The 14,807-nt window shown below is 69.2% G+C and carries 16 protein-coding genes; 6 read left to right on the plus strand and 10 right to left on the minus strand.

The window, feature by feature from the left end; all coding sequences use genetic code 11:
• Positions 1 to 7: 7 nt before the first annotated feature.
• Positions 8 to 937: a 2,3,4,5-tetrahydropyridine-2,6-dicarboxylate N-succinyltransferase gene (dapD, locus tag ABZU72_RS09390; RefSeq protein WP_355018593.1), complete on the minus strand. Its 930-nt coding sequence runs from the start codon at positions 935 to 937 to the stop codon at positions 8 to 10.
• Between the two features lie 68 nt (positions 938 to 1,005).
• Here dapD and ABZU72_RS09395 point away from each other — a divergent pair, with 68 nt between their 5' ends.
• Positions 1,006 to 1,296 (plus strand): hypothetical protein, encoded by a 291-nt coding sequence (locus ABZU72_RS09395; protein ID WP_355018594.1) that lies wholly within the window; start codon positions 1,006 to 1,008, stop codon positions 1,294 to 1,296.
• A gap of 6 nt (positions 1,297 to 1,302) precedes the next feature.
• Here ABZU72_RS09395 and ABZU72_RS09400 read toward each other — a convergent pair whose 3' ends face one another.
• The 4 genes from ABZU72_RS09400 to ABZU72_RS09415 form a co-directional block, all read right to left on the minus strand.
• Positions 1,303 to 1,500, minus strand: coding sequence for a YbdD/YjiX family protein (locus ABZU72_RS09400; protein WP_355018595.1), 198 nt, complete (start codon positions 1,498 to 1,500; stop codon positions 1,303 to 1,305).
• The gene (locus tag ABZU72_RS09405; RefSeq protein ID WP_355018596.1) at positions 1,497 to 3,632 is read right to left on the minus strand and encodes a carbon starvation CstA family protein; all 2,136 of its coding nucleotides are present in this window, start codon (positions 3,630 to 3,632) and stop codon (positions 1,497 to 1,499) included. The genes ABZU72_RS09400 and ABZU72_RS09405 overlap by 4 nt, the downstream gene beginning before the upstream one ends.
• Positions 3,633 to 3,774: 142 nt before the next feature.
• On the minus strand, positions 3,775 to 4,344 hold the full coding sequence (locus tag ABZU72_RS09410) for a DinB family protein (RefSeq protein ID WP_355018597.1): 570 nt from the start codon (positions 4,342 to 4,344) through the stop codon (positions 3,775 to 3,777).
• A gap of 58 nt (positions 4,345 to 4,402) precedes the next feature.
• Entirely contained in the window at positions 4,403 to 5,173 is a 771-nt protein-coding gene (locus ABZU72_RS09415) for an enoyl-CoA hydratase-related protein (RefSeq protein ID WP_355018598.1), read from the minus strand.
• A 56-nt stretch (positions 5,174 to 5,229) separates the two neighbouring features.
• Between ABZU72_RS09415 and ABZU72_RS09420 the strand changes: the two genes are divergently transcribed.
• Together ABZU72_RS09420 and ileS are read left to right on the plus strand one after the other, a co-directional pair.
• Positions 5,230 to 5,676, plus strand: a complete 447-nt coding sequence (locus ABZU72_RS09420; protein ID WP_355018599.1) for a GNAT family N-acetyltransferase — start codon at positions 5,230 to 5,232, stop codon at positions 5,674 to 5,676.
• A gap of 268 nt (positions 5,677 to 5,944) precedes the next feature.
• The gene (gene ileS / locus ABZU72_RS09425) at positions 5,945 to 9,178 is read left to right on the plus strand and encodes an isoleucine--tRNA ligase (RefSeq protein ID WP_355018600.1); all 3,234 of its coding nucleotides are present in this window, start codon (positions 5,945 to 5,947) and stop codon (positions 9,176 to 9,178) included.
• Between the two features lie 70 nt (positions 9,179 to 9,248).
• Here ileS and ABZU72_RS09430 read toward each other — a convergent pair whose 3' ends face one another.
• Positions 9,249 to 9,740: a hypothetical protein gene (locus ABZU72_RS09430; protein WP_355018601.1), complete on the minus strand. Its 492-nt coding sequence runs from the start codon at positions 9,738 to 9,740 to the stop codon at positions 9,249 to 9,251.
• 69 nt (positions 9,741 to 9,809) lie between these two features.
• Between ABZU72_RS09430 and ABZU72_RS09435 the strand changes: the two genes are divergently transcribed.
• Entirely contained in the window at positions 9,810 to 10,490 is a 681-nt protein-coding gene (locus tag ABZU72_RS09435) for a class I SAM-dependent methyltransferase (RefSeq protein ID WP_355018602.1), read from the plus strand.
• Positions 10,491 to 10,504: 14 nt separating this feature from the next.
• Here ABZU72_RS09435 and ABZU72_RS09440 read toward each other — a convergent pair whose 3' ends face one another.
• Entirely contained in the window at positions 10,505 to 10,975 is a 471-nt protein-coding gene (locus tag ABZU72_RS09440) for a DUF6069 family protein (RefSeq protein WP_355018603.1), read from the minus strand.
• 172 nt (positions 10,976 to 11,147) lie between these two features.
• Here ABZU72_RS09440 and ABZU72_RS09445 point away from each other — a divergent pair, with 172 nt between their 5' ends.
• Positions 11,148 to 11,624 carry an aromatic ring-opening dioxygenase LigA gene (locus ABZU72_RS09445; RefSeq protein ID WP_355018604.1) on the plus strand — a complete coding sequence of 159 codons (477 nt, stop codon included), beginning with the start codon at positions 11,148 to 11,150 and terminating at the stop codon, positions 11,622 to 11,624.
• A gap of 62 nt (positions 11,625 to 11,686) precedes the next feature.
• On the opposite strand, the gene ABZU72_RS09450 is transcribed toward ABZU72_RS09445, so the two are convergent.
• From ABZU72_RS09450 to ABZU72_RS09460, 3 genes are read right to left on the minus strand one after another with little or no spacing between them, the layout of a single operon-like run.
• A complete protein-coding gene (locus ABZU72_RS09450; protein WP_355018605.1) occupies positions 11,687 to 12,487 on the minus strand; it encodes an ABC transporter permease in 801 nt (266 codons plus the stop codon).
• Positions 12,484 to 13,446: an ATP-binding cassette domain-containing protein gene (locus tag ABZU72_RS09455; RefSeq protein ID WP_355018606.1), complete on the minus strand. Its 963-nt coding sequence runs from the start codon at positions 13,444 to 13,446 to the stop codon at positions 12,484 to 12,486. The genes ABZU72_RS09450 and ABZU72_RS09455 overlap by 4 nt, the downstream gene beginning before the upstream one ends.
• Positions 13,443 to 13,898: a nitroreductase/quinone reductase family protein gene (locus tag ABZU72_RS09460; RefSeq protein WP_355018607.1), complete on the minus strand. Its 456-nt coding sequence runs from the start codon at positions 13,896 to 13,898 to the stop codon at positions 13,443 to 13,445. The genes ABZU72_RS09455 and ABZU72_RS09460 overlap by 4 nt, the downstream gene beginning before the upstream one ends.
• A gap of 99 nt (positions 13,899 to 13,997) precedes the next feature.
• Here ABZU72_RS09460 and ABZU72_RS09465 point away from each other — a divergent pair, with 99 nt between their 5' ends.
• Positions 13,998 to 14,798 carry a TetR/AcrR family transcriptional regulator gene (locus tag ABZU72_RS09465; RefSeq protein ID WP_355018608.1) on the plus strand — a complete coding sequence of 267 codons (801 nt, stop codon included), beginning with the start codon at positions 13,998 to 14,000 and terminating at the stop codon, positions 14,796 to 14,798.
• Positions 14,799 to 14,807: the final 9 nt, after the last annotated feature.

Raw genomic sequence — 14,807 nt, forward strand, 5'->3', positions numbered from 1 at the left:
GCGAGAGTCAGTTGGCGTGGAGGGCGGCGTTGAGCTCGATGCCCTCGCCCTTCCACGGAACTGCCTCGATGGCGCCGCTGACCGAGTTGCGGCGGAAGAGGATGTTGGAGGCGCCGGAGAGCTCGCCGGCCTTCGTCACGGTGCCGTCGGGGAGCGTGACCTTGGTCCCGTACGTCACGTAGCACCCCGCCTCGACGACGGCGTCGTCGCCCAGCGAGATGCCGATGCCGGAGTTGGCACCGAGCAGGCAGCGCTGGCCGATGGAGATGACGGCCTTGCCGCCACCGGAGAGCGTGCCCATGATCGAGGCGCCGCCACCGACGTCGGAGCCGTCGCCGACGACGACACCGCCGGAGATCCGGCCCTCGACCATCGAGGCGCCGAGCGTGCCGGCGTTGAAGTTGACGAAGCCCTCGTGCATCACGGTGGTGCCGGAGGCCAGGTGGGCACCGAGGCGGACGCGGTCGGCGTCGCCGATCCGGATGCCGCTCGGGACGACGTAGTCGACCATCCGCGGGAACTTGTCCACGCCGAAGACGGTCACGTGCTGGCCGGCGGCGCGCAGCCGGGCGCGGGTGAGCTCGAAGCCCTCGACGGCGCACGGGCCGGCGCTGGTCCACACCACGTTGGTGAGCAGGCCGAAGATGCCGTCGAGGTTCTGCCCGTGCGGCTGCACGAGGCGGTGGGAGAGAAGGTGGAGCCGCAGCCAGACGTCCTCGGTGGTCTCGGGCGCGGTCTCGAGGTCCTTGACCTCGACGAGAGCGACCCGCTGGGTGACCTGACGCACCTCGTCGGCGCCCTCGAGGGCGGTCAGCTCGGCCGGCGCGTTCGCGTCGGCGGGCTTCTCACCCAGCTGCGGCGCGGGGAACCACACGTCGAGGACGGAGTTATCGGCGGCGTACGTCACGAGGCCGAAGCCCCAAGCTGCATTCGTCACGGGGCGCAGTCTAGTGGCCGAGCCTGAGTGGTCCCTTATCGACGGTCTCGACGTGCGAACATGTGGAGGTGAGTAAGAAGAGTGCGCCCCCGATGCCCCAGCTCCTCCAGGCCGAGGACGGCACCTGGACCCTGGAGATCCCCGGAGTGGCGACCAGCAAGGGTCATCCGGCGCCGGAGTGGGCGATGGCGAAGGGCGTCGAGGTCGTCCGCCGCGCGGCCTCCGACATCGTGCGCGGGTGGATCAACGGCAAGCCGGTGAGCGACGCCGAGAAGCAGGTGGTCCTGCTCGTCACCCGAGGTGACTCGCAGGTGTACGCCTGGCTCGACGCCGCCTTCGCCGACGACAGCCCCCGCTAGGCCCCGCTAGCAGCAGCGGGCCTGCGGGTTGTGCTCCTTCTCGTCGGCCCGGTGACGTTCGAACGCGCGCCGGCTCATCGGCTCGACGCCCTCGCGCTCGCACCGGGCGACGTACTCGTCCCACTTCGCCTCCCCGGTCGCCTGGCGGAGCAGCCGCCAGGCGCCGGAGAAGCGATCGGAGACACGCTCGGCGAGCAGACTCATGAGACCGGCGCCTTCTGGGAGGCCTCCCACTCGCGTACGGCTTCCTTCTCCTCCTTGGTGGCGAAGAAGTCGGAGGGCGCGACGATCTTCGACTCGACCTTCGGTACCTCGGTGGTCGGCAGCCCGCCGGCGCGGATCGCCTTGACCACGGTCACCGCGGCACCGGCGACGATCACGATCACCAGCACCGCGAATGCGGCCTGCAGGATGCCGGACTGGGTCGAGTTGTAGATGATCTGGTCGACGTCCGCGGGAGTCTTCGCAACCCCGTAGAGCTCGCCGGCGTCGCGTGCCTCGCGCGCGGCAGACGCCTGGGCGAAGTAGCCGATCGCGGGGTTGTCGCTGAACACCTTCTGCCAGCTCGCCGTCATCGTGACGATGAGGTCCCAGACCAGCGGGATGCCCGGCACCCACGCCCACTTGAGCTTGCCGTGCTTGATCAGCAGCGTCGTGGCCAGCGTCAGCGCGATCGCGGCGAGCAGCTGGTTGGCGATGCCGAAGAGCGGGAAGAGCTGGTTGATGCCGCCGAGCGGGTCACCGACGCCGATCCAGAGCATGTAGCCCCAGGCCAGTACGACCAGCGCGGAGGCCGACCAGGCCGCCGGCCGCCAGGAGGTGTCGGCGTAGCGCTTCCAGACGTTGCCGATCGTGTCCTGGAGCATGAACCGGCCCACGCGAGTGCCGGCGTCGACCGCGGTCAGGATGAAGAGCGCCTCGAACATGATCGCGAAGTGGTACCAGAAGGCGGCCAGGCCGCCACCGAACGCCTCGGTGAAGATCAGCGACATCCCGAACGCCAGGGTCGGGGCGCCACCGGTGCGGGAGATGATCGATTCCTCCACGCTGGCCGCGGCTGCCTCGAGGTCGGCCGGGGTGATCGAGAAGCCGAGCCCGTTGACGAAGGCGGCCGCGGTCTCCGGGGTGCCGCCGGTCGCACCGGCGGAGGCGTTCATCGAGAAGTAGATGCCCTGGTCGATCACGGAGGCTGCGATGAGGGCGGAGATCGCGACGAACGACTCCATCAGCATGCCGCCGTAGCCGATCATGCGGACCTGCGACTCCTTGGCGACCATCTTCGGCGTCGTCCCCGAGGCGATCAGGGCGTGGAAGCCGGAGAGGGCGCCGCAGGCGATGGTGATGAAGACGAACGGGAACAGCTTGCCGGCGAAGACCGGACCCTCGCCGTTGGTGGCGAAGTCGGTGACGGCCTCGTTCTGCAGCACGGGGGCCGCGAGGACCAGGCCCACGGCGAGCAGCACGATGACGCCCACCTTCATGAAGGTGGAGAGGTAGTCACGCGGCGTGAGCAGCATCCACACCGGGAGGATCGAGGCGACGAAGCCGTAGACGACCAGGCAGATCACCAGCGTCTCGTGGGAGAGGGTGAGGGCGCCGGCCAGGCCCATCTCCTCGACGTACCCACCACCGATGATGGCCAGCAGCAGCAGCGCGACGCCGATGACGGTCACCTCGCTGACGCGGCCGGGGCGCAGGTAACGCAGGTAGAAGCCCATGAAGAGCGCGATCGGGATGGTGAGACCGATCGAGAAGACACCCCACGGCGACTCCGCGAGCGCATTGACGACGACCAGCGCGAGCACCGCCAGGATGATGATCATGATCGCGAAGACGGCGATCAGCGCGGCCACGCCGGCGACGGTGCCGATCTCCTCACGCACCATCTGACCGAGGCTCTTGCCGTCGCGGCGCATCGAGAAGAACATCACGACCATGTCCTGCACGGCACCGGCGAAGATGACGCCGACGATGATCCAGATCGTGCCCGGCAGGTAACCCATCTGCGCGGCCAGCACCGGGCCGACCAGCGGGCCGGCGCCGGCGATCGCGGCGAAGTGGTGCCCGAAGAGCACTCGCCGGTCGGTGACGTCGAAGTCCTGCCCGTTCTCCAGCCGCTCGGCCGGGGTGGCCCGGGTGTCGTCGACCTTCAGCACCTTGTTGGCGATGAACTTCGAGTAGAACCGGTAGGCGATCGCGTACGAGGCCAGCGCGGCGAACAGGATCCACAGCGCCGAGACCTCCTCGCCTCGGGACAGGGCGAGCATGGCCCAGCAGACGGCGCCGACGACAGCGACGGCGGTCCAGATGGCGATTGCCCTCCAATTACGGGGCATGTTGGGCCCGGACCCTGGGCCCGAGCTGGTGGGGTTGGCGGTCGACGTCGACATGGTCTCCCTCTGATTCAGCGCGGTAACGGTCGTTGTGACCGCTGTCTCAGCCTAGTCTCAGGAAACCGCCTGGTGGGCGGGGGAGGGGCTACTGCCCGGTACGCCCGTCGATGACCTCGCGCAGCAGGTCGGCGTGGCCCGCGTGGCGGGCGTACTCCTCGATCATGTGGACCAGGATGTCGCGGATGCTGGTCGGCTCGTCGCCGCGGCCGACGTCACGGGTCTCGCCGAGCATCGTGTCGTCGATCGAGTCGAGCCACTCGTCGGCCGCCGCGACCTGCTCGCGCCAGCTCGCGAACGCCTCGTCGACCGACTCCTTGGTCGGCGCCACCCTGTGGAAGCCGCCGGTGGGGTCGTCGGCGTCGAACCGCGGCAGCTCGAGGTTCTCCTTCAGCACCCGCTGGAACCAGCTGTGCTCGACCCGTGCCATGTGGCGGATCAGCCCGAGCAGGCTCAGGTCGCTCGGGGGCACGCTCTGCTTGGCCAGATCCTCCGGGCCGAGGTCCTCGCACTTGAGCTCGAGGGTGAGCCGGTAGTGGCGCAGGTAGTCCCGGTAGGTCGCCAGCTCCCCGACGGCCTGCTGGTCCTGGTGGCGTGGATCCTCGCCCTCGGGAAGCCAGATTCCGCCGAAGCCCACCTGTCGCTGATCACTGCTCATGGGCTCACCCTCGCGGAACGAGCGCCCCCGCGCCAAATGAATTCAGCGGCCAGCGATTTCAGCCGGTGAAGCTGGGCGGCCGCTTCTCCAGGAACGCGTTGATGCCTTCGCGGCCGGAGGCCGAGCCTCCGAGCGCGGAGATCGACTGCGCCTCGCGGCGCAGCGCCGACTCGGGGTTGGGGTCGGCGACGTCGCGGATCAGGTGCTTCGTGCTCGCCAGCGCCTCTGGCGAGCCGGCGAGGAGGGTCGCGACGACCTCGTCCACGGTGGCGGCGAGGTCATCGGCCGGTACGACACGAGCGACCAGCCCGGCCTCGAGCGCCTCGGTCGCCGAGAGCATGTCGCCGAGCAGGGTCAGCCGCAGCACCCGGTGCAGGCCCAGGGTGTGCACGAGGAGCGACCCGCCGCCGTCGACCGACAGCCCCACCTTCGCGTAGGCCAGGCTGAACTTCGCCTTGTCGGCCGCGATCACGATGTCGGCGGCCGCAGCCAGCGGGAACCCGACCCCCGCCGCGGTGCCCTGGACGGCGCTGACCACGATCGCGTCGCAGCGGACGAGCTCGGTGATGATCCGGTTGGCGCCCTCGGCGAGCTCGAGGATGAACGGCCCCAGGTCATCGGCCGCCGCGAACCCGGCCAGGTCGCCGCCGACGGAGAAGTACTTCCCTTCCGCCGCGAGCACGATCACCCGCGCCGAGTCCGCCTTCGCGCGCAAGATCGCCGCCAGCATCTCCGCGCCCGCCTCGGGCTTGAAGACGTTGCCCTTGTCCGGGTTGGTCATCGTGATGCGGGCGCAACCGTCGGCGTACTCGTAGCGAATCAGGCTCATGCGCGCATCCTGCCAGGTGCCCCGACGAGGCGTCGGCACCCCGATATGGTCGCGTCGTGATCACGGTGCGCCGGGTGGCGGTTGAGGAGACGTATCCGTTGCGGGCGAAGGTGTTGCGAAACGGTGGGCCGCCGGAGGCTGCGAGGGTGCCGGGGGACGACGGTCCCGAGGTCGCTACGTACGCGGCGCTGGATGTGGACGGGAGTCTGATCGGTTGCGTCGGGCTCTTCCCGGAAGCATGTCCTGACCTGGCCGAACACCCCGGGAAGGGGTGGCGGATCCGGGGGATGGCGACGGCGGACGGATGGCGCGGCAAGGGTGTCGGGGCCGAGGTGCTGCAGGCGGCGCTGGACCATGTCGCGGCCAGGGGCGGCGGGCTGGTCTGGTGCAACGCGCGTACGCCGGCGGCAGCGTTCTACGCGAGGGCCGGGTTCGTCGAGATCGGTGAGCCGTGGGACGACCCCGAGATCGGTCCGCACGTGCGGATGTGGCGCGCGGTGTAATCGGGTTCGCGTGGCGGGTGCCGGGCGGCGTACTCTCTTCCTTACAGGCGTTCGAGCCGTCATCAGCGGCGAGCCCCGGGAAGAAAGCCTTCGGGCAAGTAGAACCCGGCGGGATTGGCCCGTCACAGCCGAGAATGAGTGGCCCTGGTTTCGACAAGCTCAACCACCGGTGGAGCGTGGCCGACCAGGACAAGCAGGGTGGTACCGCGGTCGAAAGATCGTCCCTGTGGTGAAGACAACCCACTACCACCCAGCAGGAGATGCGTCGATGGCCTATCCGAAGGTCAACTCAGCCAAAGTCCCGGCCAGCCCACGCTTCCCGGAGATCGAGACGCAGATTCTCGATTACTGGAAGAAGGACGGGACCTTCCAGGCGAGCATCGACAACCGTTACGCCGGGGAGAACGGCGAGAACGAGTTCGTCTTCTACGACGGGCCGCCGTTCGCCAACGGCCTGCCGCACTACGGCCACCTGCTGACCGGTTACGTGAAGGACATCGTCCCGCGCTACCAGACGATGCGCGGCAAGCGCGTCGAGCGGCGCTTCGGGTGGGACACCCACGGCCTGCCCGCCGAGCTCGAGGCGATGCGCCAGCTCGGCCTGAAGACGACCGACGAGATCGTCGAGATGGGCATCGACAAGTTCAACGCGGCCAGCCGCGCCTCGGTGCTGAAGTACACCGGCGAGTGGCGCGACTACGTCACCCGTCAGGCGCGCTGGGTGGACTTCGACAACGACTACAAGACCCTCAACCCCGACTACATGGAGTCGGTGATCTGGGCGTTCAAGACGCTCTACGACAAGGGCCTGGTCTATGAGGGCTTCCGTGTCCTGCCCTACTGCTGGCAGGACGAGACCCCGCTGTCCAACCATGAGCTGCGGATGGATGACGACGTCTACAAGGACCGCCAGGACCCGGCGGTCACCGTCGGCTATGCGATCGACGCCACCGGTGAGGACGAGGTCCTCGACAACGCCCACATCCTGATCTGGACCACCACGCCGTGGACCCTGCCGTCCAACCTCGCGGTCATGGTCGGCTCCGAGATCGACTACGTCGTGGTCGAGGGCCCGGTCCCGGGCACCGACAAGACGGCCAAGTACGTCCTCGCGGAGGCTCGCCTCGCGGCGTACCAGAAGGAGCTCTTCCCTGACGCCGACGAGGCGACGGTCCTGGGCCGCTACAAGGGAGCCGAGCTGCTCGGCCGCACCTACCAGCCGCCGTTCTCCTACTACGCCGGTCACCAGAACGCCTTCCGGATCGTGGCCGCCGACGACGCCGTCACCACCACGGACGGCACCGGGGTCGTCCACACCGCCGGTGCGTTCGGTGAGGTCGACAAGGAGGTGACCGACCGCGAGAACATCGAGGCGGTCATGCCGGTCGGCAAGGACGGGCGCTTCACCGCGCCGGTGGTCGACTACGCCGGTGTCCAGGTCTTCGACGCCAACCTGCAGATCATCGACCACCTCAAGTCGGTCACCCGCGGCGAGGCCGGGGGATCGGTGACCGCGGGCACGATCCTGCTCCGCCGCGAGTCCTACAACCACTCCTACCCGCACTGCTGGCGCTGCCGTCAGCCGCTGATCTACAAGGGTGTCTCGAGCTGGTTCGTCGAGGTCACCAAGATCAAGGACCGGATGCTCGAGCTCAACCAGCAGATCCGCTGGGTGCCCGAGCACATCCAGGACGGCCAGTTCGGCAAGTGGCTGGAGAACGCCCGCGACTGGTCGATCACCCGCAACCGTTTCTGGGGCTCGCCGGTGCCGGTGTGGAAGTCCGACGACCCGGCCTACCCGCGCCTGGACGTCTACGGCTCTTTCGAGGAGCTGGAGCGCGACTTCGGCACCCTGCCCAAGGACGCCGAGGGCAACCCCGACCTGCACCGTCCGTACGTCGACGACCTGGTCCGTCCCAACCCGGACGACCCGACCGGCAAGTCGATGATGCGCCGCGTCTCCGACGTCCTCGACGTCTGGTTCGACTCCGGGTCGATGTCGTTCGCCCAGAACCATGTCCCGTTCGAGAACGAGGAGTGGTTCCAGCACCACTTCCCGGGCGACTTCATCGTGGAGTACATCGGCCAGACCCGCGGCTGGTTCTACACCCTGCACATCCTGGCGACCGCGCTCTTCGACCGCCCGGCGTTCTCGAGCTGCATCAGCCACGGCATCGTGCTGGGCTCGGACGGGCAGAAGATGTCCAAGAGCCTGCGCAACTACCCCGACGTCAACGAGGTCTTCGACCGCGACGGCGCCGACGCTATGCGCTGGTTCCTGATGTCCTCGCCCATCCTTCGTGGCGGCAACCTGGTCGTCACCGAGCAGGGCATCCGGGACTCCGTACGCCAGGTGATGATCCCGCTGTGGAACAGCTGGTACTTCTTCCAGCTCTACGCCAACGCGGCCGACCTGGAGACCACCGGCTCGACGGCGTCCGAGGACCCGCTGGACCGCTACGTCCTGGCCAAGCTGCGCGACTACGTCGCTGCGATGACCTCCGCGATGGACGACTACTACGTCGCCGAGGCCTGTTCGGTGACGAGTGAGTTCATCGACGTGCTCACGAACTGGTACATCCGGCGGAGCCGCGAGCGGTTCTGGAACGAGGACAAGGCCGCCTTCGACACCCTCTACACGGTGCTGGAGACCGTGACCCGTCTGGTCGCGCCGCTGCTGCCGCTGACCACCGAGGAGATCTGGCGGGGCCTGACCGGTGGCCGCTCGGTGCACCTGGCCGACTACCCGGTCGTCGAGGACCTTCCTGCTGATGACGACCTGGTCGCCCGGATGGACGCGGTCCGCGCGGTCTGCTCCTCGACGTCCGCCCTGCGGAAGGCGCGCAAGCTCCGCAACCGCCTGCCGCTCGCCGGCCTGACGGTCGTCGGCGCCGACATCGCCCGCTTCGAGGAGATCGTCGCCGACGAGGTCAACGTCAAGTCCGTCCGGCTGCTCGCCGCCGACTCGGAGGAGGCCGGCACCTACGGCATCGAGCAGCGGCTCGCCGTCAACGCCCGCGCCGCCGGCCCGCGGCTGGGCAAGGACGTACAGAAGGCCATCAAGGGCTCCAAGTCCGGTGACTGGTCGGTCTCCGATTCCGGCGAGGTCGTCGCCGGAGGCTTGGCGCTGGAGGAGGGTGAATACACCCTCGAGACCGTCGCCGGCGCCGCCTCCGACGACATCGCCGTCTCGATGCTGCCAAGCGGGTTCATCGTCCTGGACACGGTCGTCACCCCCGAGCTCGCCGCCGAGGGCCTCGCCCGAGACCTGATCCGCGCGGTCCAGCAGGCCCGCAAGGACTCCGGCCTCAACGTCGAGGACCGCATCACCCTCTCGGTGGCCGGCTCCGAGACCGTACGCCAGGCAGCCACCACCCACGCCGACCTCATCTCCCGCGAGACCCTCGCCACGACGTACGACGTGGTCGACTCGCTCGAGGGCAACACGGTCGACCTGGGCGACGGCGAAAAGGCGCAGATCGCGGTAGCGAAGGTCGATTAGCGGCCGAAACGCGGCTCGAACGGCCGCGACACGCTGGGGCATCGGCGTGTCGCGGCCGTTCTGTCTGTCGTTATGGCCGCTTCGCAGCGGCAGCCGGTAGCCCCGGGTCGACGCGCACCGCGCCGGCGACCACGAAGCCGACCGCGGCATACATGCTCCAGAGGAGGAAGGCGAAGACCGTCTCCGGCAGGACGCTGGGCGGTGGGAGCATGTAGAAGGTGATCTTGGTCGCCATCAGCGTCGCCCAGCCGGCGACGATTGCGAGGGAGATGCCGACGGCTTGGGCGACCAGAGCGACGCGGAGCGAGGCGCGAGTGGCGTTGGCAGGACGGCTCACCGCCATGGCGGTGAGTAGGCCGAACGCAGGAATGATCACGGCGATGGTCGAGTAGAGCCCCCAGCCGTTGAGTTCGCCGAAGTCCGGGTGAGATGAGAGGAGATCGGCCGGAGTGTCAGGGTCGGTCTCCCAGGTGAGTCCGTACGGAGAGAGCAGCACGGCGAGGACACCGAGGCCGATGAGCCAGTAGGAGCCGAAGGTGAGGGCTCGCTGGGTGGGGGTCATGGGATCAGTTTCGAGCAGCGAAGCACCGCTTCGCAGGAATACGCGCACCGCCGGCGCTACGGTCGGAACATGAAGGGACCCACGCTGCGGGAGCTGGCGGTGCAGGCGCTGTCGTCGGTGGAGCACGGCTACGACCTGCTGGCGCCGAAGTTCGACGCGACCCCGTTCCGTACGCCGGACTGGATGCTCGCCGCGACCATCACCGCGCTGCGGGAGTACGGGCCGTTCGAGCGAGGGCTCGATGTGTGCACCGGCACCGGGGCGGGGCTGGAGATGCTCGCGGAGGCGACCGGGGAGCGGCCGACGGGGGTCGACTTCAGCGTCGGGATGCTCGAGCAGGCCAGGGCCGCGCACCCCGACGCCGACCTGGTTCGGGCGGATGCTCGAGCGCTGCCGTTCGAGGCTGCGTACGACCTGGTGGTGAGCTTCGGGGCGCTGGGGCACTTCCTGCCGGAGGAGCGGCCGGAGCTCTTCGACGGCATCCATCGGGCGCTACGGCCGGGCGGGGTGTTCGCGCTGCTGGTCAGCAGGGCACCGGGGCCGACCCACCCGGCCTACTGGCTGCTCTCCGGCTTCGACCTGGTGATGCGGGTGCGCAACGCGGTGTGGCGGCCGAAGTTCGTCATGTACTACCGCACCCATCCCAGGCCGGCGCTCTTCGCCGACCTGGCCAACGCCGGGTTCACGGTCGAGACGACGCCGATGCCCGGTGTCGGCGAGCTGATCATCGCTCGCCGAACACCGGGCTGACGTCCGCAGACACCTCAGGCGCGGCGCGGGTTGCGCTCCGCCAGCCGGGCGGCGATGACGGGGACGATCACGACCGCGGCGACGAGGTGGGAGATCACCAGCATGATGTTGGTGGCGTAGGAGTCGGTGACGGCGATCAGGCTCGGGACGCAGGAGACCGCGGTCAGGGTCCAGGCGGTGCGCTTCCAGGTGGAGCGGGGGCGCTTGGCGAAGCGGTCCAGGCACACGGCGATGATGATGCCGATCAGACCGAGCTCGGCGACGGCCCAGGCGAGCCCGGTCGCGGGAATCGCGGCGGGCTCGACGCCGGTGCCGGGGAGGGCGACGTTGAACAGCACCCCGACGGCACGGGCGAAGAACTCGAAGACGCCGGTCACCAGGGCGCCGACAAGGACGGCGGTGACACTGACGAGCCAGACCGGCATCCGCGCTGCGAACTGACCGCGGGAGGTGGTCGTGGCCTGGGTGTAGGTGCTGGTGCTCATGATGGTGCCTCTCATCTGGTGGTGGTTGTCGCGGTCCGTCTGGCCGCTTCTCACTCACTCCACGAACGGCTCGACACCGATCCGACAGGTTCTCGGAAAAAAGTTCTGCACGACGAAGATCACACCCTCCAGGGCTTACATCCCAAGGTAAGTTAGGTGAGCCTTAACCGGCATGACCCGCAAACCTCGGATCGCGAAGCTGCTGAGCCCCCTGATCGGGCTGTTCGGCCTCCTGTTCATCGCCAGTGGCGCCGCCACCTACTACCTGGCCCACACCCAGCTGAAGGCGCAGGAGATCACCGTCGCCGACGACGCCTCCTTCCTCGCCGGTGACAACGTCGACGGCCCGTTCTCGGCCTACGCACAGGCGGCCACCGTCGAGAAGCACGCCCTGGGGATCACCAAGGGCAAGACGTACGCCGAGCTCGCACAGGAGGACCCGATCCGCGCGGTCGCGGCGGAGTCGTCGTTCGTACGCGCCTCCCTGCTGACCGCGGTCACCGCGTTCGGCCTCTCGGCGCTGGTCGCGGGCCTGGGCGTCGTGCTGCTCTTCGTCGCGTTCGCGCTCGGTTCACTGACCCGAGCCGTCGCACCTGTGAAGAAGAAGTCGGCGGAGGAGCCCGACGGCCTCGAGCCGGCCACCGCCTGACCCCCGCCCATTCGCCAACGGGCCCGGGAAGGCATCGCCTTCCCGGGCCCGTTCTTCCGTTCTCAGCCCAGGCGCCGGAACGCGCGGACGGAGAGCGGGACGAAGACCGCCAGCAGAACCGCGGGCCAGGCCAGCGCCAAAAGGGTCGCGTGGTCGGCGAGCACCCCGGAGGTGATCCCGGTCGGGTTGCCGAAGAGGTCGCGGCAGGCGGTGGCGGTCGCCGAGACCGGGTTCCAGGCGGCCAGGAAGCCGAGCCAGCCGGGCATCGTCTCGGGCGAGACGAACAGGCTCGAGCAGAACCCCAGCGGCCACACCAGCACCTGCACCATCGTCAGCGCGCCCTCCATCCGCAGGGTCAGCCCGAGGAAGATGCCCAGCCACAGCATCGCCAGCCGCAGCCAGAGCAGGAGCCCGACCGCAGCCGCCGCCTCGAGGAACGAGCCCTCGATCCGCCACCCGATCAGCAGCCCGCCGAGCATTAGGACGCCCAGCTGGACCGCCGAGTTGCCCAGGTCGGCGATCGCCCGCCCCAGGGGCACAGCGAGACCGCTCATCGGCAGCGACCGGAACCGGTTGGTGACGCCGCGCTTGGTGTCCTCGGTGACCACGGCCATGGTGCCGTCGATGCCGAACATCATCGTCAGCGCGAGCACTCCGGGCAGCAGATAGGGCAGGTACGACCCGCCGCCCGGCATCTCGATCGCGCCGCCGAACAGGTAGCCGAAGATCAGCAGCATCATGATCGCGAACAGGATCCCGAAGACCGGTCCCCACGGCTCGCGCTGCCAGTGCTTGAGGTCGCGGAGCGTGATCACCCAGGTCTGGGTCACGGTCTGTCGCAGGGTCGAGGCGATGGCGGTCATCGGGCGGCTCCTTCGCGATCGTGTGCGGGTTCGGGGGCGGTCAGGTGGAGGAACACCTCGTCCAGGGTCGGTCTGCGCAGCAGCACGTCGTCGACCGTGATGCCGGCGGAGTCGAGGGTGCGTACGACCTCGACGACCGCGGCACCGCCGCCGGCCGCGCCGGCCTCGACGGTGACCTCGTGCCGGTCGGGGTCGATGACGGCGGCGGAGCCGAGGACGCCGGCCATCCGGGCGAGATCGTCCGGCCCGGTCGCGGTGATGATCACTCGGTCGCCGCCGAGATCGCTCTTGAGGACCGACGGGGTGCCCTCGGCGATCACCCGGCCCGCGCCGAGCACGGTGACCATGCCGGCGAGCTGGTCGGCCTCGTCCAGGTACTGGGTGGTCAGCAGCACCGTCGTCCCGTCGGCGACCACCTGCCGCACCATCTCCCAGACCTCGTGACGGCCGCGCGGGTCCAGCCCGGTGGTCGGCTCGTCGAGGAAGAGGATCCGCGGACGGGTGACCAGGCCGGCGGCGATGTCGAGGCGCCGCCGCATCCCGCCGGAGTAGCCCGAGACCTTCCGGTCGGCGGCCTCGGTGAGGCCGAAGGCGTCGAGGAGCTCGCCGCCGCGGCGTACGGCATCGGGTTTCGAGAGGCCGTGCAGACGGCCGAACATCACCAGGTTCTCCCGGCCGTGGAGGGCCTCGTCGAGCGCGGCGCTCTGGCCGACCAGGCCGATCGTGGAGCGGACCCGGGCGGGATGGCGTACGGCGTCGTGGCCGCCGACGCGGACCTCACCGGCATCGGGCCGGGTCAGGGTCGCGAAGACGTTCACTGCGGTCGACTTGCCGGCGCCGTTGGGGCCCAGCAGGGCGTGCACGGTGCCGGCGGCGACCTCGAGGTCGAGGCCGTCGAGGGCATGGGTGTCGCGGTAGCGCTTGCGCACGCCGCGCGCGGACAGGGGAGTCGAGGTCATCGGCCCACCTCGATCCGGAACACGCCGCAGCGGCCGGCGACCGCCTCGAACGCCTCCGGCGTCACCGCCGTGACCACGCCGGCGTCGAGCATGATCTTCGCGCCGTCCGTCATCCGCTCCGGCCAGGCCCGGAGCACGGCCAACGCCTCCTCGCCCTCCACCTCCACGAGACGCACCTCCTCGGTGTCCTTGCCGATCCGGAGAGTGGCGCGACCGGCGGCGGCACGTACGTTGCGGGCCCAGTCGGCTCCCGGAAAGCCCTCGAGCAGGTAGCGGCGTCCGTTCAGGTCCAGGACCGAGAGCGGGGTGCTGCGGGGTTTGCCGCTCGCGCGGCCCGGCACGGTGAGCACCGGCAGATCCTTCATCCCGATCCCGGTCTTCGACAGGGTCATGAAGACCTTGTTCATCGGCTTGAGCCAGCGCGGCGGGACCGGCTTCGCGTCGTTCGGCATACACGTTCCTCCAATTTCGTACGCTGTACGAAGATGTCAACGGAGCGACTGTAGCATTTGTTCCGTACGACGTACGAAATTATTTCGGATGAGGTTACGATGAGCGACGTGCCGGACCAGCCAGACCAGTCGGACCCCTCCCTGCGCCTGCTGTGGCGCCATCGGGCGGGTGTGCGCGAGGAGCCGAAGACCAAGCGCGGCCCGAAGCAGAAGGTGAGCGTCGACGAGATCGTCGACGCCGCGATCGACCTGGCCGACGCCGAGGGCCTGGCCGCCGTCACGATGCGCGCGATCGCGCAGCGCTTCGGCCTGGGGGCGATGACGCTCTACTCCTACGTGCCCAACCGGGACGCGCTGCTGATGCTCATGGCCGACCAGGTGACCGGCCGCGCCGAGCTCCCGGAGCTGCCCGAGGATCCGCGCAAGCGCCTCGAGCTGGTCGCAAACCTCACGCACGACGAGCTCCGGGCCCATCCGTGGCTGCTCGAGGTGCAGGACGTACGCCCCTGGCTGGGTCCGAACATGAGCGACCGCTACGAGTGGCAGCTGCAGGCCGTCGAAGGCCTCGGGCTCTCCGACCTGGAGATGGACCAGACGGTCGCCGTGCTGATCGGCTTCGCGGGCAACATCGCCCGCAGCGAGCTCATGAAGCGCCGCGCCGAGCAGGTCACCGGGATGACCGAGTCAGAGTGGTGGGAGGCCAACTACGACACGCTGAGCGAGGTCATGGCAGGCGCCCACTATCCGCTCGCCAACCGGGTCGGCACCGCCGCCGGCGAGGCCTATCAGGCGGCCAGCGACCCCGCGCGCGAGCTCGACTACGGGCTGGCCCGGATCATCGACGGCGTGCTCGCGCACGTCGGCCGCCGGTCAACCGGTGCGGCCGACGAACTCTCATGAAGGGCTGGT

It is taken from the genome of Nocardioides sp. NPDC004968 (assembly GCF_040608935.1).
GTDB lineage: Bacteria > Actinomycetota > Actinomycetes > Propionibacteriales > Nocardioidaceae > Nocardioides.